Annotated in this window: 19 protein-coding genes; 13 read left to right on the top strand and 6 right to left on the bottom strand. The window is 71.2% G+C overall.

Annotated features, from left to right (window positions below; genetic code table 11):
• Positions 1–50: 50 nt before the first annotated feature.
• The 4 genes from IE250_RS09230 to IE250_RS09215 form a co-directional block, all read right to left on the bottom strand.
• Positions 51–1694 carry a TadA family conjugal transfer-associated ATPase gene (locus IE250_RS09230; protein WP_189668956.1) on the bottom strand — a complete coding sequence of 548 codons (1644 nt, stop codon included), beginning with the start codon at positions 1692–1694 and terminating at the stop codon, positions 51–53.
• Positions 1691–2608 (bottom strand): CpaE/TadZ family protein, encoded by a 918-nt coding sequence (locus IE250_RS09225; RefSeq protein WP_189668955.1) that lies wholly within the window; start codon positions 2606–2608, stop codon positions 1691–1693. The genes IE250_RS09230 and IE250_RS09225 overlap by 4 nt, the downstream gene beginning before the upstream one ends.
• Before the next feature lie 5 nt (positions 2609–2613).
• Entirely contained in the window at positions 2614–3309 is a 696-nt protein-coding gene (locus tag IE250_RS09220; RefSeq protein WP_189668954.1) for an SAF domain-containing protein, read from the bottom strand.
• Between the two features lie 506 nt (positions 3310–3815).
• On the bottom strand, positions 3816–4673 hold the full coding sequence (locus IE250_RS09215; RefSeq protein ID WP_189668953.1) for a sigma factor: 858 nt from the start codon (positions 4671–4673) through the stop codon (positions 3816–3818).
• A gap of 229 nt (positions 4674–4902) precedes the next feature.
• Here IE250_RS09215 and IE250_RS09210 point away from each other — a divergent pair, with 229 nt between their 5' ends.
• The 9 genes from IE250_RS09210 (at position 4903) to IE250_RS09170 (ending at position 15679) form a co-directional block, all read left to right on the top strand.
• Entirely contained in the window at positions 4903–5232 is a 330-nt protein-coding gene (locus IE250_RS09210; RefSeq protein ID WP_189668952.1) for a hypothetical protein, read from the top strand.
• The gene (locus tag IE250_RS09205; RefSeq protein WP_189668951.1) at positions 5229–6374 is read left to right on the top strand and encodes a conjugal transfer protein; all 1146 of its coding nucleotides are present in this window, start codon (positions 5229–5231) and stop codon (positions 6372–6374) included. The genes IE250_RS09210 and IE250_RS09205 overlap by 4 nt, the downstream gene beginning before the upstream one ends.
• A gap of 14 nt (positions 6375–6388) precedes the next feature.
• Positions 6389–6673 carry a hypothetical protein gene (locus tag IE250_RS09200; RefSeq protein WP_189668950.1) on the top strand — a complete coding sequence of 95 codons (285 nt, stop codon included), beginning with the start codon at positions 6389–6391 and terminating at the stop codon, positions 6671–6673.
• 111 nt (positions 6674–6784) lie between these two features.
• On the top strand, positions 6785–7519 hold the full coding sequence (locus IE250_RS09195; RefSeq protein WP_189668949.1) for a hypothetical protein: 735 nt from the start codon (positions 6785–6787) through the stop codon (positions 7517–7519).
• 6 nt (positions 7520–7525) lie between these two features.
• A complete protein-coding gene (locus IE250_RS09190; protein WP_189668948.1) occupies positions 7526–10057 on the top strand; it encodes an ATP-binding protein in 2532 nt (843 codons plus the stop codon).
• Positions 10054–12036 (top strand): hypothetical protein, encoded by a 1983-nt coding sequence (locus tag IE250_RS09185; protein ID WP_189668947.1) that lies wholly within the window; start codon positions 10054–10056, stop codon positions 12034–12036. The genes IE250_RS09190 and IE250_RS09185 overlap by 4 nt, the downstream gene beginning before the upstream one ends.
• Complete coding sequence (locus IE250_RS09180) at positions 12036–12665, top strand: hypothetical protein (RefSeq protein ID WP_189668946.1); 630 nt, start codon at positions 12036–12038, stop codon at positions 12663–12665. The genes IE250_RS09185 and IE250_RS09180 overlap by 1 nt, the downstream gene beginning before the upstream one ends.
• Positions 12662–13981 carry a M23 family metallopeptidase gene (locus tag IE250_RS09175; RefSeq protein ID WP_189668945.1) on the top strand — a complete coding sequence of 440 codons (1320 nt, stop codon included), beginning with the start codon at positions 12662–12664 and terminating at the stop codon, positions 13979–13981. The genes IE250_RS09180 and IE250_RS09175 overlap by 4 nt, the downstream gene beginning before the upstream one ends.
• 168 nt (positions 13982–14149) lie before the next feature.
• Positions 14150–15679 carry an MDR family MFS transporter gene (locus IE250_RS09170; RefSeq protein ID WP_189668944.1) on the top strand — a complete coding sequence of 510 codons (1530 nt, stop codon included), beginning with the start codon at positions 14150–14152 and terminating at the stop codon, positions 15677–15679.
• A gap of 103 nt (positions 15680–15782) precedes the next feature.
• Here the strand turns inward: IE250_RS09170 and IE250_RS09165 are convergent, their stop codons facing one another.
• The gene (locus IE250_RS09165) at positions 15783–17048 is read right to left on the bottom strand and encodes an SMI1/KNR4 family protein (RefSeq protein ID WP_189668943.1); all 1266 of its coding nucleotides are present in this window, start codon (positions 17046–17048) and stop codon (positions 15783–15785) included.
• A 61-nt stretch (positions 17049–17109) separates the two neighbouring features.
• On the opposite strand from IE250_RS09165, the gene IE250_RS09160 reads away from it, so the two are divergent.
• Positions 17110–18060 (top strand): ribose-phosphate diphosphokinase, encoded by a 951-nt coding sequence (locus IE250_RS09160; protein ID WP_189668942.1) that lies wholly within the window; start codon positions 17110–17112, stop codon positions 18058–18060.
• Between the two features lie 168 nt (positions 18061–18228).
• Positions 18229–18522 (top strand): GIY-YIG nuclease family protein, encoded by a 294-nt coding sequence (locus tag IE250_RS09155; RefSeq protein ID WP_189668941.1) that lies wholly within the window; start codon positions 18229–18231, stop codon positions 18520–18522.
• Positions 18523–18588: 66 nt separating this feature from the next.
• Here the strand turns inward: IE250_RS09155 and IE250_RS09150 are convergent, their stop codons facing one another.
• Positions 18589–20025, bottom strand: a complete 1437-nt coding sequence (locus IE250_RS09150) for a CCA tRNA nucleotidyltransferase (protein WP_189668940.1) — start codon at positions 20023–20025, stop codon at positions 18589–18591.
• Between the two features lie 109 nt (positions 20026–20134).
• Between IE250_RS09150 and IE250_RS09145 the strand changes: the two genes are divergently transcribed.
• Together IE250_RS09145 and IE250_RS09140 are read left to right on the top strand one after the other, a co-directional pair.
• The gene (locus IE250_RS09145; protein ID WP_229872283.1) at positions 20135–20770 is read left to right on the top strand and encodes an NUDIX hydrolase; all 636 of its coding nucleotides are present in this window, start codon (positions 20135–20137) and stop codon (positions 20768–20770) included.
• Positions 20767–23013 (top strand): DUF6049 family protein, encoded by a 2247-nt coding sequence (locus tag IE250_RS09140; protein ID WP_189668939.1) that lies wholly within the window; start codon positions 20767–20769, stop codon positions 23011–23013. Before IE250_RS09145 ends, IE250_RS09140 begins: the two co-directional genes overlap by 4 nt.

Below are 23013 nucleotides of genomic sequence, written 5' to 3'. Positions count from 1 at the left end.
CCGGGCGGGTGCCTCGTGCCTCGGCCCCCACCCTGCGCTGCTCCTCCGGTTCACGCCGTCCCCCAGAGCCCGTCCCGGTAGTTCAGAAGGCTCGCATCGAAGCCCTCGGTCTCCAGGTCGGCAAGGAACGACGGCGTCACCTTGGGTACCGCGCGGCCGTCCGGCCCGGGCTCGAACACGTCGGTGATCGCCACCGGGTTGCCGGCCTCGCCGCGCGTCACCTCGATCACCTCGGCGACGTAGCGGGTGCGGCGGCCGTCGGTCGCGGAGTCGACCCGGAGGAAGACGATGAGGTCGATCGACTGCGCGACCTGCCGGTACGCGTACGTCTCCGAGAGCGTCGAGTCCTGCACGGCCATGCCGACCAGGCGTTCGACGACGTCGCGGGCGCCGTCGGCATGCACCGTCGACAGCGAGCCGTTACCCATCTGCATGGCCTGGAACATGGACACGATCTCCGGCCCGCGCACCTCGCCGACGATGACGCGGGAGATGTTGTGCCGGAGCGATTCGTACACGTTGACGTTCGTGTTGATCTCGCCCACGCGACGGCCTGATGTGTTCATCTCGCCGGAGCCCTCGCGCGTGCGCAGTGCCACGACGCGCTTGTGCTTCTCGGGCTCGAGGTGCAGGTAGAGCTCGTAGTCGGTCTCGATGGTGGCGATCGACTCCCACGGGTCCAGGCCTGCGCAGAGCGCCCGGAGCAGCGTCGTCTTGCCGCTGCCCTGGCCCTGTCCGGACACCACTATCGACTTGCGCGCACGGACCGCCGCCGTCAGGAACTCGACCAGCACCGTGTCTATCGTGTCGTTCCGCCGGAGCAGCTCCAGGTCCACCGACTGCAGGCGCTGCAGGCGGATGGTCACGCGCGGCCACGGCACCACCCAGCCGACGGCGGCCAGCCGGACGCGTCCGGGCAGGTCCAGGTTGAGGAACGGGTTGGCCCGCGTGAACGACCGCTCGTTCGCGGGGTCGCGCGCCGCGAGGAACTGCAGGAAGTCGATCAGCTCGGCGTCGGAGTCGGCGATCGGCTCCGCGTACATGCGGCGGCCGTCGCCCATCAGCATGAGCACGGGCGCGGTGCCCGTGATCTCGATGTTCTCCACGTCGGGGGTGTCGATGAGCGGCTGCAGCCGGCCCAGCCGGAACAGCGCGTCGAACAGCGCGCGCGTCACCTCGACCTGGTACTCGGTCGTCCAGTTGCGCTGGCCGCCGGAGAGCAGAGCGTCGTTGTGGTCGCGCACCACCTGCTGGATCAGCTCCTGGCCCAGCGCCTCGCGCTGCTCCTCGTCCAGCTCGCGCGTCGCAAGCGCGGTCGTCAGCCGCGAGGACACCTCGCCGCGCAGGCTGTTGACCTGGCGCCAGAACTCGGAGTCGCGCAGCCGCGGGTTGCCGGGCTGACCGTGGTACTCCCGGCCGGCCCGAGCCAGCGCTCCGACCCAGGGTGAGGAGCCGCCTGACGACTGACCCGCGCCGCCGCCAGGCCGCGCGGGGGCCACGCCGGAACCAGCAGTGTGTGCCGCGCCGTTGCCCTGCTGAACCGGCGTAGCCCACGAGCTCTGCGCCGCGGCGGGTCGGCGGTCCGATGCCGGCTGCACCTCGGCGGAGTGGGCGCGGCGCGGCAGAGCGGGCGCCTGGTCGCCGGCGTCGTGGAAGATCGGCAGGGAGGAGAGGTCGGGGAACTCGGGTGTCATGCCTCGCCCCGCCCGTCGCCCTGCCACGGGCCGGTGCCGTGCGTGGTCCGCGCTGCGGCGGGGGCGTCCCCGCCCGAGAACTCGGGCGGACGCCGCGGGCCGGACCCGCGGCCCATTTCACGGGGGCCGGTGGAGAACCGGGCACGGCGCTTCTCCGTACGGTCCTGGAGCCGGGAGATCACGGGGGCCGCCGACCGCACGAGCGGCGACGTCGAGTAGCGCCGCCCGGCGGGCGACCCGACGGACAGCACCTCCGCGTTCACGGGGTCCCAGGCCAGCGCGCCCACGGTCCCGAGGCCGAGCGTCCGCGCAATCTCGTTCGCGTCGTACGGGCGGCCGGGCCCGACGGTCAGGGCGGTCAGGTTGGTGAGATCACGCGCCGCGGCGTCGATGACCGACGTGCGGGACTTGACGAGCTCCCGCGTCACCGCGATGTCGGGCAGGCGCGAGCCGGTGGTGATCAGCACCTGGTCCGCGAGCCGGACTATCGGCTCGCGGTCCTCCCGCACTACACCGCCGGTTCCGAGCCGACCGAGATCCACCAGGACGTCGATGCCGCCGCGCTCCAGCGCAACAAGCTGGTTGGCGAGCGGCCCCCAGAGGTTCGCTACGGCGGGCGCGGTGTGCGGGCTGACGATGCCTGGCAGCAGCTTCTTGTCCGGATCGTTTCGAACGAGCGGGATCGTCTGTTCCCAGAAGGCGGCCTCGAGATCGCCGTGGGAGTGCGCGATCGCGAGCGGCTGCAGGCCGCGGTCGTGCGGGAGCTGTCCGCGGAAGTACCCGGCCAGGATCGACGATCCGGCGAGGTCGGCCTCCACGAGAAGCACGGGACGGGGCCACTGGAGCGCCAGCACGAGGGCCGCCGTAGTGGTTCCCGGCGATCCCTTCGCATTGGCCAGGGCAACAAGAGCCACCCTGGTCACCCCGCCCTGACGGCGTCGATCACGATCGCGACGCGGCCGGTCGCGGCGCGGGCCGCGAGCCCCGCGGCGTTGGACGACGCGACCTGCACGTCGACGACCTGCTGGTCGCCGAGGGTCGACGGCTCGACGCGTATCACCGTGGCGGAGATCGCGAACGGCGCTTCGACGGGCGGCTCACCGCCGGTCGCCGGCGTCTCGACGACCCGCACCGCGTCACCGGGCTTCAGGTCGGTAGTCGGCATCTGGTTGGGCGCGAGCGCGACACCAACGATCGACTGGCCTGCGGGAGGGCCGAGCTCGTCCACGGCGCTGGTATCCGTCAGGAGCTGGCCCGGGCTGAGGTCGGTCGCGGCGACCTTGCCCTCCATCTGCGCGAGCTGGTCGGCAGGGACCGGCTTCAACAGGGTCGGTCCCGTGGGCAGGTCGACGGCAGCGAGGTCGCTCGACGTGATCGCGGTGCCGCGCGGGATCTCCTTGGTGACCGCGAGGACCTGGTACGTCTGGCCGAGCGTGGTGGTCAGGTAGACGCTCGCCAGCACGCTCAGGGCCACGAGCGCGAGGCCCAGGGCGATCAGGGCGGGCCGACGGCGTGCGCGCGTCGGCTTGAGCGGCCCGGGGGGTGCGGGTCGCTGGGGTCTCGTCGCGGACCGGGCGTGCTGCTCCTGGTTCGCGACCTTCGTGCCACTGCTCACCGTGCCGTCTCCTCCGAGCCCGTCGGCGGAGTCCGCCTCGGGTTCCCCCGGTGCGGGACCCATCGAGGTTCCCATCCGTGCGTCTGTCTCCACCGTGCTCCTGCCCGTGCTGGTCGAGGCCTCCTGCGGATGTCAAGCGTGTGACACCGCAGGTAATCCTCATCCACACGGGCGGACCCGGCAGGTCGAACGGTAATCAGCGTTCCGGATGCCCGCTAGGTCAAGGAGGCTTCAAAGTTGTGGAGATGGCTTGAATATTGAGTGACCCTCAAACAATCTGGCGCTGACGCGTCAGAACCACAACTGTGGTGTTGACTTCGCAGGTCAGACCGTGAGAGAAGCCTCACCCACCGCGTGGCCTGCGTAAAGGCCAACGGGGCGACCTTTACGTTCGGCGTGCGCCGTAGAGGTGTACCGACAGAACGAGAGGGCCCCGGTGGCGGTGGGGCCCTCTCGCGATGAGGTGGACTTCGGACGACTTCAGGGCGTCACGCACCCCCCAGTGCTCAGCCCGTCGGCCGTCGTCGTCCCTCACCGTCCCGTTCGCCCGGGTGTCCCCCAGACAGACCACCGGACTGAACGGCTTCCGCCAGCCGTCGCACTGCGCGACTCGCCCGCTGGCGCAAGGCTGCGTGCGAGATACCCAGCTCGTGGGCGACCCGCCGCTGATAGTTCCCGCGACCCGAGCCGAGCTCGGCGTACTCCGGGAGATCGGGGTCCGGCGCGTACAGCCGCGCCAGAAGTGCGGACTCGTCCTGCGTCAGGACGCTCTTGTCGAGTCCCCACGCGATGACGTCGAGCACCTCGCCCGTCGTGCCAAGGGACACGCTCGCGAGCGAGTAGACCGCGTCCGGCCCCGGCTCGGGCGTCGTCGGGCGCTCGAGGACGGTCAGCGTGCTCGTGTCGGTGGGGATCTCCGCCACCTGGGGACCGCGGCTCGCCCGGCCGCCCCGTGCGTGCGGAGCCTGGTCGCCGACGACGCGCGTCAGGGTGTGCCCCTGCAGACGCATGGCCACCCGGCTGCTGCGCTCGAGGTCGTAGTGGGTGATCGCGTCCCACATCGCGGCGGCGGCCTCCTGCTCGAGGTCCTGCACGTCCGGATAGTGCCGGCGTGACCGGCGGACGATGGTGCGGACCGCGGGGAGCATGCACTGCAGCACCGCACGCCCGGCGGCGAAGCTGCCACCCGCGTGCTCGACGATGAGCGCGTACAGGATCTCGTCCGCCTCGTCGGGCGGGAGCTGCACGCCGTCGCCGGTACGCAGCCCCGCGAGCTGTGGGAACCGTGCGGCGAAACGCTCGATCTCGGTAGCGAACGACCGCGTGCGGACCAGGTCGGCCCAGTCATGGTCGAGCTCTCGCATCAGCGTTCCTGATGCCGGTACAGGTGTCCGTCCAGGCATGGCGATTCCCCCCTCCGTCAGCCCCGAGTCCACCCAGGGGGTGTTGCCCGCCACTGTTGCCCGCTCTCGACAAACCCGTGTGACCTACGTCACAGTCGGCCAAAACCCTGGGCCGACCGATGTCACACGAACGCTTCACCGGCCATTTGTGCTCAGCAGACGAAAGTGACGGATAAACGGGAGAGGCGAGATGAGCAAGGACGAGCTCGACCAGGCGCCCGGCGCCGGACTCGGCAGCACCGACCTCGGCAGCGCGGACGTACGCAGCGCCGATCCCGAGGCTTCGGCCTTCGACCAGACGTGGTCCCTGCTCCGGGACACGGCCGAGGTGCACGCCGCACGCGGTGAGGTGGCGCCCGTGGTGCGCGACCTGATCGCTTCCCTCTCCGAGGACCCGCTCGGCGAGGAGGACACGACGGTCCGCCTCACGGAGGCGCTCGACAGCCCCCGTGTCCGCAGCGCCCGTGAGGCCCGCGAGCGCATCCGGGCGGACCTGCAGAACGAGGTGCATACCCGATGAGCTCGCTCCTCGTGCGCCGCCGGGGCAAGAAGGCCGCCAAGCCGGCCGAGCTGCCCGGCCCCGCCGACGGCGCCTCCAGCACCGGCTCACCGTGGACCGGCGGACCGGACCAGCCCGCGACGCCGTCGTCGTCGGGTAGCGGGGGCAGTGGCGAGGACGCGCCCCCGCAGGTGGTGGAGTGGTCCAACGGCCCCGCCCTGGCGACGAAGGCTTGGGGTGCAGCGCTCGCGCTCGCGCTGCTGGCCGGCCCCGCCGCCCTGGTGTGGACCGCGCTGCGGCCCGAAGCCGCTCCCGTCTCAGCGACCGCCGGTGCGGCGAACACGAGCGAGACCGCCGCCGCGAGCGAGCGCGCGGTGGAGCTCGTGGAGACCTGGCTCCGGGCGGACAGCGACGACCAGCAGCTGATCGCCTCCCTGACGAACGCCCCGGTCGGCTCTCTTCCCCAGGCGGGTCTGACCATTCGCGACTCGTCGGTCGCGCAGGTCGAGCAGGCGGAGGACGACGTGTGGTCGGTGACGGTCGGCGTGGACGTCGCGGAGCCCGCTCCGGGCTCGACGCCTCCGCCGGCGGGTGGCCAGGCCAAGGGCGACGAGGCCGAGCTCGCGCTCGTCTGGGTGCGCCGCTACTTCCAGGTCCCCGTCCTGGTGGACCGGACGGACACCGAGTGGTCCGGTCCCGACCTGGCCGTGACCGCCCTCGCGCTGCCCGCGCCCGTCCCGGGTCCCGCGGCCGCCGCGGAACCGCCGGACCTCGACTACCCCGAGACCATCTCTCCGACGTCGGCAGCCGGTCAGTCCGTGGCCGGATTCCTTGCGGCCATGGTCGCGGGCGACGGCGAGATCACGCGCTACCTGCGCCCCGGCACCTCCATCTCGGCGGTGACCCCCGCCCCGTACTCGGCCGTGGCCGTGACGGGCATCAAGGGTTCGCACGAGGTCACGGAGAGCCCGGCCGACGGCGACGGCACGCACGCCCTGACCACCGTCGAGCTCACGCGGCTCGACGGCGACAAGACGACCGCCCAGTACGTCCTCACGCTTGTCGCGCGGGACGGCCGCTGGGAGGTTGCCGGCCTCGAGCCGGCAGTCCGTATCGACACGACGCCATCCGGCACGATCGACCCCGGCACGGCCGGGGAGTAGCGAAGGAGAGAACCATGATCAACGAGATCGTTATGGCCGACGGCTTCCTCGACCTCATCACTGTGAAGTCCGAGGAGGTCAAGGGTGCTATCGAGTCCGTGACCTTCGTGGTCGTCATCCTCATGGTCGTCATCACGGCGGTGAAGACCAAGATGTCGATCGCGGCGATCCTGATGTCCGCGATCGTCGGCGGCATAGTCCTGTGGCTCGTGAACGGTGGCATCAACGTCACCTCCGAGCTCGCCCGGGACGAGTTCGACTCCGCCCCGGCGATCGTGAACACACAGACCGTTCTCTGACGTCGCCGGGGCCGACGGGGCCACGCATATGGGCAGGGCGCTGAGGGCAAGGCACAGGGTTGGTCAGGTGGGCGCGTTCGCGTGCCCGGCACGTGGTGAGGAGGGTGTCAGGTGACCGAGACCGCGAAGTTCTACACGAAGGCCCGACGCATCCCCATGCTGGTGGGGAAGCTACCCAGCGGAGGGCGCATCTGGGGCGGCCCGTACACCATCACCCAGGTGGGAGCGGGCGCCGTGGTGGCGTTCGCCCTGTGGAAGACCGCTCCGTTGTGGGCGCAGCTCGGCGGCTTCATGAACATCGTGGTCGCCGTCGGGGTGGTCGTGGGCGTCGTCTGGGCCACCGGCAAGCTACCGAGCAGCGGCCGTAACCCGGTCGCGTTCGTCATGGACGCGATGAACCTCACGTCGAGCCCAGGACGCCTGGTCGGCGGACAGGTGGCCCTGCCCAAGCCACGCCTCGTGACGCACCGGGTCATGGTCGTGCTGCCCAGGGCAGCTGCCGGCTCCGCACAGCACACCGGGCCGGTGGCCAGACCCGCCAGACCCGCCGAGGCGCCACGCCCCACGGTGGTCCAGCCGGTGCCCACCGAGCTCCTACCGGAGCTGACGGGCCGAGGGCCGGCGGACGCGAGCTACGAGGGCAGACAGCTCCAACCGAAGCCGGACCCGCAACCCAGGCAGGTTCCCGACAAGCGCTCGCCGGCGGACTGGGCGGCAGCCGCCGCTACCGCGGCGGCGACGGCAGCGGACCGCAGGAGCGCCGACCTCACCGGCATCGGGCAGCTGCTCGCCGGCAAGCCGCAGAACACCGACCGCACGGCCCCCAACACCCCGCGAGAGGACTGAGCCCCCATGCTGAGCCACATCTCGGCCCTGACCGACGGACTCATGTGGACCCGCACCGGGACCGTGTGGGCGGTCTGGCGCGTGTCACCTGTGCCGTACGCGTTCCAGCCGGACGACAAGAAGCACGCGGCGCGGCGGCACCACACCGCGCTGTACCGCGCCTTGCGCGGCGAGTCCCTGCACCTGGGCCTGACGGCGGCCACCGACCCCGCGTCGGTGGTGCTCTCGATGATCGAGGGCGTCGACCTGACCGAGCGCGAGGCGTGGGCGGCGGAGTGCGAGGCCACCCTCGACTTCCTGGAGCAGATCCCGATCGGCCGGCGCGTCCACTGGATCGCCGCACCCCTGGCCAACCCGGGCGCGAAGGCGTTCATGGAGCCGCTGCAGGCGAGCTGGACCACGCTGCAGGACACCCTGATGATGCCGCGTTCCGTGCCGGGCAGGCACGCGATCGGCGAGCGGGCCGCGCAGGCGGAGGCGCTGCGCAAGGAGATGCCCTCGGCGTTCGACCCGCAGCCGGCGACGGTGGCCGAGATGGCCTGGATGTTCGGGCACGCGATGCAGCGGGGGCTCGGGCTGGACACAGCGGTGCCCGTGGACGGGTCGCTGGATGCGGAGATGCACCTGTCCGGACCGTCCGTGCTGCCGTCCGCGCTGGTGGACCCGGCCGGGCAGACGGACTCGGAGAAGAAGCTGGGCCCGCTGCAGATCCTGAAGCGGCCCTACGTCAAGGTGCTCGACCCGACCAACCCGGACCTCGCCTCGTACCAGACGACGCTCGTGGTGAGCGATACGCCGTCGGGCGGGATCGTGTACCCGGGGTGCGAGTGGATCGGCCGCGTCGACGAGTCGGGTGTGCCGTGCGACTGGGCCATCCGCATGACCGTGCGGTCGCGCGACGAGGTGACCAACCGCAACCGGCGCGCGGTGCGCACCCTGAACGACCAGTTCGACCAGCGCTCCGAGGAGGAGCGAGCCGGATCGTCCCTGGACACGACGGCGCGAGCCCTGGGCGAGTACCAGGCGGTCATGGACGCGGACGAGCTCGAGGTCGAGGTGGACGCCACCACGATGTTCACGGTCTCGGGCAACACCCCCGAGCAGGCGCTCGACGACGCCCGCGACCTGACCAAGTACTTCGCCGCCATGCAGTTCTCGCTGCGCACGGACCCCACGATCCAGCCGACCCTCTTCGAGGCCACCCTGCCGGGCATGCCGACGCCGCGCGCTGTGCGGGAGTACTCGCAGATCACGACGGCGCGAGCGTTCTCGGCGGCAGTGCCGTTCGCGACGACGGAGCTGGGCGACACCTCCGGGGCGCTGTTCGCCCTGGAGATCTCGAACGGGGCCGCGCGGCCGAACCCGGTGTTCGTGAACCTGGCGGGCGCCACCGACAAGCTGGACGTCGCGCTCGCGATGGGCTTCGTGGGCGAGCTCGGCTCCGGCAAGAGCGTCTCGATGAAGACCGTGGCCATGGACAACGTCGACATGGGCGCCACGCTCATGGCGGTGGACCACACCGAGATGGGCGAGTGGGGCATCGCGGTCTCCGAGATCCCCGGCTCGCAGGTCGTGGAGATCTCCGAGGACGCGACGGTGTCCATGGATCCCCTGCGGATCCTGCCGCCCGCGCAGGCACCGCGCGTCGCCCGCTCCTTCATCACCGTGCTGCTGTCGGTGCAGACCAAGTCCGAGCAGAACGTGCTGCTCTCCAAGGTGCTGCAGACGGAATACATGTGGCGGCACAAGATCACCTCGCTCGGCTCTCTGGCGCGGCACCTCGAGGTGGACTGCGAGTACCCGGGCGCCAAGCTGCTCGCCGACGAGATGCGGATCTTCTCCGAGCTCGACTTCGGACGCGCCCTCTTCGACGACACCCTGCCGCCGCTCGACCTGAGCTCGCCGGCGATCGTGCTGCACACGCACAAGATGCAGCTGCCCTCGCGGGCCGACATGGAGCACGGCCACCTGTTCGCCGAGCTCAAGGCGGAGAAGGTGTTCGGCCGCGCCACGTTCGCGCTCATCGCGGCCCTGGCCCGCTACCGCTGCTTCGCGGACCGCTCCCGGCTCGACATCTTCGCCGCCGACGAGGCGTCCAAGACCATGTCCTCACCCGAGGCCGCCGAGGAGATCGGCACGTTCATCAGGGACGGCCGTAAGCACAAGGCCGCGCTGCTGCTCGGCAGCCACGACGCCGAGGAGGACTTCGGCAACGAGGTGGTGCGCGGGCTGATCCCGTTCCGCGTGCTGCTGCGGCACCGCGACGCGAACCTCGCCCGCCGCGGGCTGCGCTGGCTGCACGGTCTGTCGACCGACGCGCCGGTCGACGAGGGCCTGGTCAAGCTCGTGACCGAGGGCACCGCCCCGGTGACGGACGCCGCCGTCGGCGTGGTCGAGGAGCGCCGCGGGGAGTGTCTGATTCGTGACTTCCAGGCACGGTACGGCCGGGCGAAGGTCATGGCGCCGCTGGTCGAGACGCGCGCCCAGACCGTGAAGACCACCCCGACCAGCTCCACGGGTGCGGTGATCGGGTCATGATCCGACTGGCGCCCCTCCCGATAGCTGCCGATCCACAGGGTGGGCTGAACCTGGAGGACACGGAGGGCGTGGCCGTCGACCGGTTCACGCTCCAGTGGGACACGGGCTCGCCGTGGAACCCGCTGAACGTCGACTCCGAGATCTTCTCGACCCTCGCGGGCATGTTCTGGGTCTGGTACCGGGACATGGTGGCGGTGCAGATCTGGGTGCTCGACTGGGTGCTCGGCATGGACTGGCTCGGCTACATCCTGGCGCCGCTGGCCGGGCTGAGCATCATCGTGCAGGGCATGATCGCGCAGATCGGCCTGCTCAACCTGATGCTCATCATCCTGGCGTTCGTCGTCGGGTTCTGGCTGCTCAAGGGCCGGTTCGCGGGCGGCTTCATGGAGCTGCTCGTCGGCTGCCTCATCGCCGCCCTGGCCACCACGTTCCTCGCCAACCCGATGGCGACGATCGGCGGCGAGCAGGGCGTCATCATGCAGTCGCGCAACGCCGGCATGGACATCGCCACCGGCTTCGCCACCGAGGGCGCCTCGTTCGAGCGGGACTCCACGGTGATCCGCGACGGCCTCAAGGGCCAGCTCGTGGACACCCTGCTCCGCGCGCCGCACCAGATCATCAACTACGGCTCGGTCATCGACGGCACGGGCTGCGCGGACACGTACACCGAGAACGTGGGGCGTGAGAACGCCGTCGACGCCATCGGGTCGTGCGACGCGGCATACAAGGAGGCGGCGTCCACGGTCGACGCCGGCACCGTCGTCTCCACGCTCAGCCTGCTCACCACGGGGTTCGTGTTCCTCCTGCTGTCCGTGGTGATCGTGGGCGGCACCATCTTCGCGGTGCTGCTGCTGGGCTGGTCGGCGATCAAGCTGCTGTGGCAGCTCCCTGTCGGCGTCGTCTCGAGCGGCACCCGTGCCCAGCTGTTCCGCACGTTCGCGAGCGTCGGCTTCGGCTGCATCCTCGTCGCGATGGCCACGATGTTCCTGGTCGCATGGATGAAGATGCTGCTCGGCTTCTACGACGCGACGAGCGGCCTGCCGTTCCTCGTGCGCCTGTACCTCTTCAATACGCTCGTCATCGCGGGCGCCGTCTTCTACGTGCTCATGGGAGCGAGCGTGCGGCAGGGCCTGCGGGCGCTGGCCGACAAGCTCGCGGCCGCCGGCGTCCCCTCCCAGGTGGGCGAGCCGGCCGCCATGCCGTGGGACGGCACGGCGAAGTGGCGCGACCGGTACAACAAGGCCAAGGAGTGGGCCGGTGTCGGCCTCGGTCCTGCGCCCGTGCAGCCGCACGGCAATGCGGTCGAGATCGACCGGGACGACCTGCCCGCCGCGGGTCCGTCCGCCATGGACGGCTCTCCGGCCGGAGGTCAGGGCGGTAGCGCCGCGGGCGGTAGCGCCGCGGGCAGCGGCGGCGGGGTCCGCACCGTCCCGATCCCGGTGGATGGTTCCGGGTATGCCGGCGGGCCCGACGGTGGACCTCCCAACGGGAACGACGGCGGCAACGCCTGGACCGCGGCCGCGCGCACGGTCCAGGACGGATCGCCCGACGGCGGACGCCCGGGCACCGAACCGCTGCCGGACGGGGCGAACGCCGCCGAGAAGGCGTCGAACGAGCCCAGCCCGCACCTGCCACCCACGGCGGGCGAGCGGCTCGGCGACCGGCTGAACAGCGCGCGCCGCACGGGGACATCGGTAGCGCTGCAGGCCGGCGCGATGGTCGCGAGCGGCGGCACGTCCGCCGCCGCGGTCGGCGCCTCGAAGGCGCTCACCGTGGCGCGCAGGGCTGGGCAGGCGAAGCAGATGCTCGGCGCCATCCGCGGCCTGGGCCGCCGGGGCGAGCGGTCGCAGAGCGCAGCCCGGCTGGCGCAGTCCCTCAACGCCGCACGTCAGGGCGGGGCCGCGCCGGGTGCCGGGCCGCAGCCGGCGGCCATCGTGCACAACCCGGGACGGCGTCAGATGCGAGGGCTGGGCCGCTGATGAAGCGCATATTCGTCGTAGCCATCACGGTGATCGCCCTCGCCGTCGGAACCTGGATCGGCTGGCCGCGCGACGGCGGTCCGGCAGGTGACCCGACCGCCGAGGTGAGCCCCGGAGTCGGCGCCCCGGGAAGCCAGGACGACTTCGACAATCCTGTGGGGACGCCCGACGAGACCACCGGCGACGCGGCCACGACCGAGGAGGTCGACGGGCAGCCGGGGGCCGGCGAGCCCGCGGTCGAGGTGACCGCCGAGCCCGAGTTCGACGAGACGGCTCCCACCGAGCCGGTCGAGGCGACGTGGGACGACGCCGTCCGCAAGGCCGCGCGCGACGCCGCCCGCGCGACGATCACCGCGTTCGCCTCCACCGACAAGGCCGAGGACGCGTGGTGGGCCGACCTCAAGCCGCTCCTCACTCCCCAGGCGCAGCCCGTCTACAAGGACGTCGACCCGCGGCTCGTGCCGGTCAACGAGGTGACCGGGGAGCCGAAGGTCACCGACGAGACGTCCACGCTGCTCGCCGAGGTGGCGGTGCCCACCGACATCGGCCGCTACACGGTGCTCCTGACCCGGGCCGACGGCGCGGCGCCGTGGCTGGCCGAGCAGATCAGGCCGCCGGAGGAGTCGTGAGCGGGCGGGATCCCGTCGGGCTCGCGACGCGGGCCGTGTCGCAGGCGGTCCGGTCCCGAGGTTCGCGGCCCGGCACCGGCGGGCGGCCTGGCACCGGCAGGAGGAAGGACGACGCGACCAGGCGCGCCGTGCTCGTGCTGGCCGTGCTGGCCGCCGCCGTCCTCGCGGTGCCGGCTGCGGTGATCGCGATGGTCGTCCTGGTGGGCGGCGCCGTGAGCGAGAACCAGTCGGGAGGCGACTGCAGCATGTCGGCGTCCGTCGTGCCGGCGGGCGGCCAGGCGAAGTCGGCCGGCGGCTTCACGGGCGAACAGCTGCAGAACGCGTCCGTGATCCTGCAGGTGGGCCAGGAGCGCGGGGTCCCGGGCCGGGCGCAGGCCATCGCGGTGATGACGGCCCTCGGCGAGTCGGGCATGCGCAATCTCTCCTACGGCGACGACCGGTTCGGGGTCCGCAACCCTGACGGCACGCTGACCTCCTCGATCGGCATGTTCCAGGAGCAGAAGTGGTACGGCACGGTCGAGGAGCGCCTCGACCCCGTGCAGTCGTCGGGGCGCTTCTACGACCGGCTGCTCGCGATCACCGGCTGGGAGACCCTCGAGCCGACCATCGCCGCGCACAAGGCACAGCGGAACGCCGACCCGTACCACTACGAGCAGTACTGGGACCAGGCACTCCAGGTGATCCAACTGGTCAGCGGGGCCGACGAGGAGGACCTCGCCGCGCTGTCCCAGTCGATCCAGGGTGCTGCGGCCGCCGCACCCTGCATGACCGGTTCCATCGGGCATTCCGCGGTCGGCGCCGGCGGCTGGGCCAACCCGGCCGTCGGGTCCAAGGCGTCCGGGTTCGGCCCGCGCAACACCGGCATCGCCGGGGCGTCGACCTATCACCTGGGCCAGGACATCGCGGCGGCGTGCGGCACCCAGGTGTTCGCGGCCGCCGCGGGGCGTGTGGTGATCTCCGGCGCTACCGGCTGGGGCACCGGAAACACGATCCGCATCGAGCACGGCATGGGCCTCGACTCGACGTACGGGCACCTGCTCACCGGTACCAACCTGGTGCGGGTCGGCCAGACGGTGCAGGCCGGACAGCAGATCGCCTCCATGGGCGGCGACTCGCGCATCGACCCGGCGGGTGCGGGCACGTCGTCGGGCTGCCACCTGCACTACGAGGTGCGGATGAACGGGCAGGCCGTGGACCCGGAGCCGTTCATGGCCCAGCAGGGCGTCACGCTCGGCGTGGCGGCGCCGGTCATGGAGTCGGTCTCGCCCGGGGACGCGCCGGACGGCGCGGAGCCCGCGGACGCGACGGGGAACTGAGCCGTCGTATTCCCCAGGAGCGATTATTTCTGCTCACCGCAGACGTCTACAAAAACAGGTCGCGATCATCCTGGGGAATACCAGACGATGGTCCGGCGTCGTTAGACGTAGGTCGTGTGCAGCGTCGCTCCCGATCTCGGCCCGCGCACCGTACCGAGAGGGCATGCCTTGAGTACCGAAATCATTGACAGTTCTGACCAGCTGCACGACCGACCCAGTACCCCGCCGCCGTCGAGCGGTGCGCCGAGCGAAGCTCCGGCCGAGGCACGTACCGACAAGCTCGGTGCGGGCCACTTCCGCGTCATCGCGCTCCTCATGGCGAGCGCGTTCACCGTCATCCTCAACGAGACCACGATGTCGGTGGCGCTGCCGCCCATCATGACCGATCTCGGCGTCACCGCCACGACCGGCCAGTGGCTCACCACGGCGTTCATGCTGACGATGGCCGTCGTCATCCCGGCCACCGGCTTCCTCATCAACCGGCTCGGCACGCGCGGTGCCTACCTGCTGGCGATGGCCCTGTTCACGGCGGGCACCGGTCTGGCGATGATCGCGCCGGGCTTCGCTGTCCTCGTGCTGGGTCGCGTGGTGCAGGCGACCGGCACGGCGATCATGATGCCGCTGCTCATGACGACCATCATGACCATCGTTCCGGCGCACATGCGCGGCCGCATCATGGGTAACGTCACGCTGGTCATCGCGCTGGCTCCGGCGCTCGGGCCGGCGCTGTCGGGTGCCGTCCTGGAGCCCCTCGGCTGGCGCGGGGTGTTCGGCGTCGTGCTGCCGATCTCGGCGCTCGCCCTGCTGGCGGGCATCCTGTGGATCCGCGACGTGTCCGACAAGGACGAGCATCACCTCGACCCGCTGTCCCTCCTGCTCGCGCTCGTCGCGTTCGGTGGCCTGGTGTGGGGCCTCTCGGGCCTTGGCGAGGCGGCGGAGCACGCTGCGCCGGTCAACCCGTGGATCCCGCTCGGCGTCGGCCTCGCGGTGCTCGGGCTGTTCATCTGGCGGCAGATCGCGCGCCAGCGCACCGACTCCGCGCTGCTCGACCTGCGCACGTTCCTCGAGTCCAACTTCCGCGTGGCAGTCGCCATCATGGCGGTCGCGATGATGGCGATGTTCGGCACCCTGATCGTGCTGCCGCTCGTCCTGCAGGAGGCACTGGGCCTGGCGCCGCTGACCGTGGGCCTGCTGATGCTGCCGGGTGGCGTCGCGATGGGCCTGCTCGGCCCGGTCGTCGGCCGGTGGTACGACAAGTTCGGCCCGCGGCCCATCATGATCCCCGCCACCGCGGCGGTCACCGTGGCGATCGGAGCGTTCGCGTTCATCTCGCCCACGACGTCGATCTTCTACATCCTGGGCGCGCACATCCTGCTCATGGTCGGTCTGGCCGCCGTGTTCACGCCGCTGTTCAGCGCCGCGCTCGGGGTGCTGAAGCCGCACCAGTACTCGCACGGCTCGGCCACGATCAACACTGTGCAGCAGGTGGCGGGTGCCGCCGGCACGGCGCTGTTCATCGCGATCATGACCATCCGGTCGGCGTCCCTGACCGACGCCGGCGAGTCCGCCACGGAGAGCATGGCCGGTGGCGCGGGCCTGGCCTTCGGGATCGGCGCCGTCGTAATGGCGCTGACCATCGGGCTGGCGACGATGATCAAGCGTCCCGAGACCGCCAGCGAGCTCCAGGGCGGTCACTAGCCCGTCCCAGGATTGTGGTGAGCAGGCCGCGGCGGGAACCCGATCTCGGGTTCCCGCCGTTGGCATGTCCGCGGGGCGCCGCCGCCCACGGGCCTCGATCGGCCTACCGGTCGAACAGGCGGTCGAGCAGACCCTTGCTCTCGGGTCGCGTAACGCGGGTGACCTGAATCGGATCCAGACCGCGCAGGTCGAGCACCCGATTCGCCACCGAGATCGTGTCCGGCAGCGCCGGCGGGTTTGCGCGGTCCGGCAACAGGCCGGCTGCCTTGAGGGTGGTCGGGACGGTCCCGGCGTCGAGCAGCTCCGCCCAGCCCGCGGGTTCGAGGTTCAGGAACTCGGCGTCACCCTGCTGGTCGAGCTTGTCGGGACCCGGTTTCGGCAGGCTCGGCCCGCGCGACGCTTCCGACGAGCCGGCTCGCCGCCCCACGAGCAGCGCGGCGATGCTCTCCGCCCGGTACGCCGCCCCGGCGCGCAGCTCGTGGTCGAGGAACACGACCTGCCCCACGTGCCCGCTCGCCGCCGGGGCGAGGTCGACGGCGTAGACGTTCCCGGCGCCGTCGGTCCCCACGGGAAACCAGAGCGGCGAGCCGATCGCCGCCTGCACCCGGCCGGCGGGGTCCTCGGGTGCGAATGTGTCGGCGTCGGCCGTCCAGGTGCTGAAGCGGGCGGCGGGCAGGAACGCCTCGCGCAGGATGCTCCCGCTCAGCGGCACTATCTCGAACCCGCCGAACAGGCCCTCCTCGCCAGCGAGCTTCAAGCTGCCGGACCCGGCGGTCGCATACAGCGCCCGAACCTCCTCCGGCAGACGTGCGCCGCCGGGTAGGGCCGCCTGGGCGGCGGCGATCTCGTCGGGTGTCGCGCCGACGGCCTTGGACATCCGGTCCGCGACCACCCGCGCCACGGCGTCCGGATCGGCCGACGGCGCCGCGGCGGCGCCGGGCTGGGGCGCGATCGTCGCCAGGTACTGCATCGGGAGCGCTCCCGGGTCCAGGACGACCTCGAGGATCGGCGTGACCGGCGCGGACACGACGGCCGGCGGCAGCGCGACGAGCTCGACCACGTCCTCGCCGGGTCGGGCGCCCGCGACTACCCGCACGGGCTGCTCGGCGTCGGGCACGAGATCGGCGATCGCCCGTAGCGCATCGTCGAGGTCGGCCTTCGGTCCACGGCCGCCCGTCCGTGCGGCCTCGTGCGCGAGCTTGCGGTAGTGCTCGCGGCGGACGTCGGCGTCGCCGTCGTCCAGGTACCTGCCCTGCCATGCGCCGCCGCCGACTGTGCCGACGAACTCGCTGACTTCCGTCCCCCGCGGCGCCGACCGGCGCAGCGCGTCGACGAACGGTTCCCAGGTCTGCCATTCGGTGAGGCTCACGGCCAACATGATGCCCCTCATGGGCTAGGCGTGTCGGCTCGAGGTTCCGTAGACTTCGGCCATGGCTGAGGTGCGGGTCTTTGCCGGAACCACGGGTCAGCGCTTCGCTCAGGAAATGTGCGCTGATCTCGACGTACCGTTGAGCCCGATCAAGATCCAGCGCTTCGCGAACGACTGCCTACAGGTCCAGCTCCTGGAGAACTGCCGCGAGCGCGACGTCTATCTGGTTCAGCCTGTGGTGCGTCCCGCGCAGGAGAGCCTGATGGAGCTTCTGCTCATGATCGACGCGGCCAAGGGTGCGTCGGCGGCCCGGATCACCGCGGTCATGCCGCACTTCGCGTATGCGCGGTCGGACAAGAAGGACGCACCGCGCATCTCGGTCGGCGGCCGCCTCGTCGCGGACCTGCTGGAGACGGCTGGCGTGAACCGGATCCTCACGATGACGCTCCATGCGCCGCAGGTGCACGCATTCTTCCGGGTGCCGACCGACCAGCTCAACGCGCTGCGTGAGCTCGCGGCGCACTTCCTGCCGAGCGACCTCTCGAAGGCGACGGTAGTCTCCCCGGATCTCGGCAACGCGAAGAGCGCGTCGGCGTTCGCGAAGATGCTCGGGGTTCCGGTCGCGGCGGCCGCGAAGGAGCGGTTCGACGGCGACCGGGTCGAGATCACGTCCCTGATCGGCGACGTCGCCGGCCGCGACATCATCGTGCTCGACGACGAGATCGCCAACGGGTCCACGATCCTGGCCATCCTCGACCTGCTCCGGGAGCACGGCGCGCGCACCGTACGGATCGCTTGTACCCACGGCATCTTCGCCAACGACGCCGCGCACCGTATCGCCGCCGACCCCGACGTGGTCGAGATCGTGACCACCAACACGGTGCCGTCGGTCGGGCTCCTCGCGCACGACAAGCTGACCGTGATCAGCGTGGCCTCGGCCTTCGCGGAGGCGGTGCGCCGTATCCACAGCGGCGAATCGGTGAGCGCCCTCTTCGACCCGACCCACGTCTAGCTCGTCGGGCGGAGCCAGTCGGTGGTCGAGCTTGTCGAGACCGGTTTCGACGGGCTGAGCTGATGGACTGCAGGTCCAACCGCTGGTCGAGCTTGTCGAGACCTCCGAGTTATCCACAGATCCCTTTGGCACCGCCCCAACCAGCGGTTGTCATGTCATCGTCGATCCATGGCGCACATGTACATCCTCAGTTGTAGCGACGGTTCGTTCTACGTCGGTAGCACCCTCGACCTCGAGCGCCGCCTCGGTCAGCACAACGAGGGCGAGGGCGCGGCCTATACGCGGCGTCGTCGGCCAGTCCGCCTCGTCTACTGCGAGGAGTACTCGCGCATCGACGACGCTTTCCTTCGCGAGAAGCAAGTACAGGGTTGGTCTCGAGCGAAACGGCTTGCACTCATCGAGGGTCGGCTTGGGGACCTGCCGAAGCTGGCTCGTTCGAGGACCGTCCCTGCCACGAGCTGAGCCTGCAGGAACGAGGTCTCGACAAGCTCGACCAGCGGACGGGGCTCGACCAGCGGCGGCAGCGAACTACCGGTCGGCCCACCACTTCTTCAGTTCTTCCGTCGCCACTTCCTCACCCAGCGGCCCCCGCTCCATGCGCAGGCTCAGCAGGTACTTGTATGCCTCGCCGACCTCGCGCGACGGCGAGATCCCCAGGATCTCCATGATCTGCGTGCCGTCGAGGTCGGGCCGGATCGCGTCGATCTCCTCCTGCTCGCGCAGCACGGAGATCCGGTCCTCGAGGTCGGTGTACGCGTCGGACAGCCGCTTGGCCTTCCGCTTGTTGCGCGTCGTCGAGTCGGCGCGGGTGAGCCGGTGCAGCCGCTCGAGGAGCGGGCCGGCGTCGGTCACGTAGCGGCGGACGGCGGAGTCCGTCCATACGCCGTCGCCGTATCCGTGGAACCGGAGGTGCAGCTCCACGAGGCGCGACACGTCCTTGACCACCTGCTTCTCGAACTTGAGCGCCTTGAGCCGCTTCGCGGTGAGCTTGGCGCCGACCACCTCGTGGTGGTGGAAGCTCACGCCCCCGCCGGGCTCGAAGCGCCGCGTGGCGGGCTTGCCGATGTCGTGCAGCAGCGAAGCGAGGCGCAGCACCAGGTCCGGCGCCGGCACCGGACCGTCGGGCCCGGTCTCCTGGGCGATCGCCTGTTCCAGCACGGTGAGCGAGTGCTGGTAGACGTCCTTGTGCCGGTGGTGCTCATCGATCTCGAGCTGGAGAGCGGGCAGCTCGGGCAGCACCTGGTCGGCGAGGCCGGTGTCGACCAGCACCTCGAGCCCTGCGCGTGGGTTGTCGCTCAGGAGCAGCTTGGTGATCTCCGCCTGCACGCGTTCGGCCGACACGATCTCGATCCGCTCGGCCATCGCGACCAGCGCAGCGAGCGTTCCCTGTTCCACGTGAAACGAGAGCTGTGCGGCGAAGCGCGCGGCGCGCATCATGCGCAGCGGGTCGTCGTCGAAAGAGCGCTCGGGTGCGATGGGAGTGCGCAGCACCCCGGCCGCGAGGTCGCTCAGCCCGTTGAACGGATCGACGAAGGTCAGGTCGGGCACCCGCACCGCCATCGCGTTCACGGTGAAGTCGCGGCGCGACAGGTCGCCGTCGAGCGAGTCCCCGAACTCGACGAGCGGCTTGCGCGACGCCGGGTCGTACCTGTCCGTCCGGTACGTGGTCACTTCGACGACGACGTCGCCCCGCCGCGCCCCGATGGTGCCGAACTCCCTGCCGATGTCCCAGTTGGCGTCGCCCCAGCGCGCGAGAATCTTCTGCGTCTGATCCGGCGACGCCGACGTCGCGAAGTCCAGGTCGTTGCTCGCACGGCCGAGGAAGGCGTCCCGCACCGGACCGCCGACGAGCGAGAGCTCGTGGCCGGAGGCACGAAACTGCTCGCCCAGCTCGAGCGCGGCGGGCGCCATCTCGGTCAGCACGCCGAGCGCGCGACGCAGCAGATCCTGCTCAGGGGTAGACACAGCCCAAGATTCTCCCAGACCCCACCCCCACTCACCGAACCCGCGCCCGAAACCGCCCGCACCACCTCACCTGACCAGACCAACGACGCTCAGTCGGTAGTGTTGGGGCATGTCCACCCCTGTTCCGGCGAGCGACCGTCCTGGCGGTCGCCCGGAGGTGCCCACGCCACCCGGCGGGGCGCCGTTGCGGGTCAACCCTGCCCGGCGCGCCGCGGCGATGACCGCCCCGGCGCACTTGCCGATAGTGGACGAGACGTCGGCCGGCGGACTGGTGCTGCGGGCTGGGTCCGAACGCCCTGAGGACTTCAGCGCCGCGGTGCTGCTGCGCCGCAACCGAACGGGGCGCCTGGAGTGGTGCCTGCCGAAGGGCCACCTCGAGGGTCGCGAGACGCCACAGGAGGCTGCGATCCGCGAGATTCGCGAGGAGACCGGGATCCGCGGTTCCATCCAGGCGGAGCTCGGCGTGATCGACTACTGGTTCACCGGTGAGGACCGGCGGGTGCACAAGGTGGTGCACCATTACCTCTTGCGCGCGGAGGGCGGTCACCTGACCGTGGAGAACGATCCGGACGGCGAAGCCGAGGACGCTCTCTGGGTCAGGGTCGACGAGCTTGCCGAGCGCCTGTCGTACCCGAACGAGCAGCGACTGGCCGCGGCCGCCCTGGATCTCCTCGAGTCGTCGAGGAACCTCCGGGACGCGTTGCGCGCCGACGCCTTCCCCACGGAGCGCCCCGACCTGCCATGACGCAGCACCACGACATCTCGCGCAGTCCCGCCCGCCTCCGGGCGGCCCGCCGCACCGGCACGATCGGCGCCGTGCTCCTGGCGGGCGCGATGCTCGTCGGTTCGGCGATAACTCCGGCCGCTGCCACAGGTCCGACGACGGAACGCGGCACCGCGAGCACCACAGTCACCCAGTCCATCCCCGCGGCGGTCTCCGCACAGGGCTTGCTGGACGTCTCCGTCGTCGAGATCTCGCATCCGGTCGCGAGGCCGGGCGACGAGGTGACCATCCGGGCGAAGGTCACCAACAAGTCCGACGCCGTGGTTTCGGACGCAGTGGCCGAGCTGACCGTCGACTACCTCGCGCTCACGACGCGCGCCGAGATCGATGCGTGGTCCGCGGCTAGCCTGCTCGACCGGGTCCACGGCAATCCCGTGCCGAAGTCGGTCCCGCGCCTGGCACCGGGTGCGTCCGCGGACATCTCCTACACCTACGACCCGGGCGCCCAGACGTTCCTGGGTTTCGGTGCGCGCCGGCTCGCGGTCGCCGTCGGCGACGCCACGGGCCGCCTCGGCATCGCCCGCTCGTTCCTGGTGTACGACGCCGACGGCGCCGACCGCGATCCCCTGCAGCTCAGCGTCCTGGCCGCGGTGACCGGCCCTGCCGCCGACCCGGCCGACCCGAGCACCGTCGAGATCGAGCTGGCGCAGAGCACTGCCGCCGGCCAGCGGCTCGACGGCGTGCTGCAGGTCGCCAAGAAGAGCAACCTGTCGCTCGCGATCGACCCCGACGTCATGGGCGTTGCCACGCGGTCGAAGGACCCGGCCCTCGCGCAGTGGTCCGAGGACATGCTCGATGCCGCCGCGAACACCGCCACCTACACCCTGCCGAGCCACGACCCGGACCTCGCCGCGCTCGCTCACGCCAACGTGCGTACCTCCGGCGCGCGGAGCTTCCTCCACGCCCCCCGTCGGTCCAACTGGGAAGTCCCGGAGGCGTGGCGGTCGAACCTGGCCTGGCCCGCCGACGGCGTCGTGCCCGACGTCGAGACCCTCGACCTCGCCGTCTCGGCCGACCGGCGGAACGTCGTGGTCGGCAGCGGCGGGCTGGCAACCGAGGACGGGGGCACTGTGACGGGCCGGGCGGAGGTCACCACCCCGTCGGGCACGGCGCACGCCGTCGTGAGCGACGCGGCCCTCACGCAGGCCTTCCTCTCCGCGACCGACCTGTCGGGCGCGGAGACCGCGCAGGCCACGGTGAACGCGGCTGCCCCGAGGGCGGTCACCACCGCCTCCACGACGACCGAGGGCACGCAGCGTCTCCTCGCGGAGACGGCCGCCGTCGTGAGCCAAGCGCCGTCCGACCCCCCGTCCCTGTCGATAGTGGCGCCGCGCACCTGGACGCCCGACGCCGAGGCGGCGAGCTCGATCCTGGACGAGCTCGATGCCTCGGGCTGGGTCACCGTCACGTCCCTGGACAAGCTCTTCGAGCAGGACGCGCCCGACGTGCCCCGCACTCCCCTGCCGGACCGCCGGGTGGCCAAGGCCGAGCTCGGCGCCACCAACGTCGCGGGGCTGGAGCACGCGCGCGACGCGGTAGTCACGTTCTCGACGGTCGCCGGGCAGGACGCCGCCCAGATCTGGCGACCGGGCGTCACACGCCTGGTCGCTCCGCTCTCCGTCGCGCACCGCGCCGACCCCGGCCTCCGCGAGGTGCTCGTCGAGGAGACCCTGGCGTCGACGAGCGAGCTCACGCAGGAGTCGGTGTCGGTTGTCCCCCGGCAGGACGTCAACTTCATCTCCGACGTCGGCAACATCCCCGTCCGGGTGCGCAACAGCCTCAACGTCGACGCGACGGTCACGGTGGTGCTGCGCCCCGATCACCCGAGGCTCACCGTCGATGCCCGCAGCACGGAGACCATCCCGGCAGGTCAGGAGATGGACGTGCAGGTGCCGGTGCGCGCGATCGGCTCGGGCGACGTCGAGGTCGCCGCGCAGGTGCTCACGCCGACCGGCGCGAAGATCACCGACGACTCGTCGTTCCAGGTCCGGGTACGCGCCGGCTGGGAGGAGATCGGCACGTGGATCGCCGCGGGCCTCGTCGCGCTGCTGTTCCTCGCAGGCATCTGGCGCACGGTGCGCCGCGGGCGTTCCCCGTACCGTGCCACCCGCGAGGACGTCGAGGAGGCGACCGGCATGGCGGCCGAGGCGCCGGATTCCGCACGCATGGCGTCCGCGGATTCCGTGGCCGTCCCGGCAGAGTAG

Source organism: Promicromonospora soli (assembly GCF_014653785.1).
Lineage (GTDB): Bacteria > Actinomycetota > Actinomycetes > Actinomycetales > Cellulomonadaceae > Promicromonospora > Promicromonospora soli.
This window is presented reverse-complemented; position numbering and strand designations above follow the sequence as displayed.

What these genes read in the sequence shown, in the direction of transcription:
- IE250_RS09200 (WP_189668950.1), top strand. Translation starts at nt 6,389, where the DNA reads ATGATCAACGAGATCGTTATGGCCGACGGCTTCCTCGACCTCATCACT.
- IE250_RS09215 (WP_189668953.1), bottom strand. Translation starts at nt 4,673, where the DNA reads ATGCGAGAGCTCGACCATGACTGGGCCGACCTGGTCCGCACGCGGTCG.
- IE250_RS09190 (WP_189668948.1), top strand. Translation starts at nt 7,526, where the DNA reads ATGCTGAGCCACATCTCGGCCCTGACCGACGGACTCATGTGGACCCGC.
- IE250_RS09155 (WP_189668941.1), top strand. Translation starts at nt 18,229, where the DNA reads ATGGCGCACATGTACATCCTCAGTTGTAGCGACGGTTCGTTCTACGTC.
- IE250_RS09145 (WP_229872283.1), top strand. Translation starts at nt 20,135, where the DNA reads ATGTCCACCCCTGTTCCGGCGAGCGACCGTCCTGGCGGTCGCCCGGAG.
- IE250_RS09205 (WP_189668951.1), top strand. Translation starts at nt 5,229, where the DNA reads ATGAGCTCGCTCCTCGTGCGCCGCCGGGGCAAGAAGGCCGCCAAGCCG.
- IE250_RS09180 (WP_189668946.1), top strand. Translation starts at nt 12,036, where the DNA reads ATGAAGCGCATATTCGTCGTAGCCATCACGGTGATCGCCCTCGCCGTC.
- IE250_RS09160 (WP_189668942.1), top strand. Translation starts at nt 17,110, where the DNA reads ATGGCTGAGGTGCGGGTCTTTGCCGGAACCACGGGTCAGCGCTTCGCT.
- IE250_RS09140 (WP_189668939.1), top strand. Translation starts at nt 20,767, where the DNA reads ATGACGCAGCACCACGACATCTCGCGCAGTCCCGCCCGCCTCCGGGCG.
- IE250_RS09185 (WP_189668947.1), top strand. Translation starts at nt 10,054, where the DNA reads ATGATCCGACTGGCGCCCCTCCCGATAGCTGCCGATCCACAGGGTGGG.
- IE250_RS09210 (WP_189668952.1), top strand. Translation starts at nt 4,903, where the DNA reads ATGAGCAAGGACGAGCTCGACCAGGCGCCCGGCGCCGGACTCGGCAGC.
- IE250_RS09230 (WP_189668956.1), bottom strand. Translation starts at nt 1,694, where the DNA reads ATGACACCCGAGTTCCCCGACCTCTCCTCCCTGCCGATCTTCCACGAC.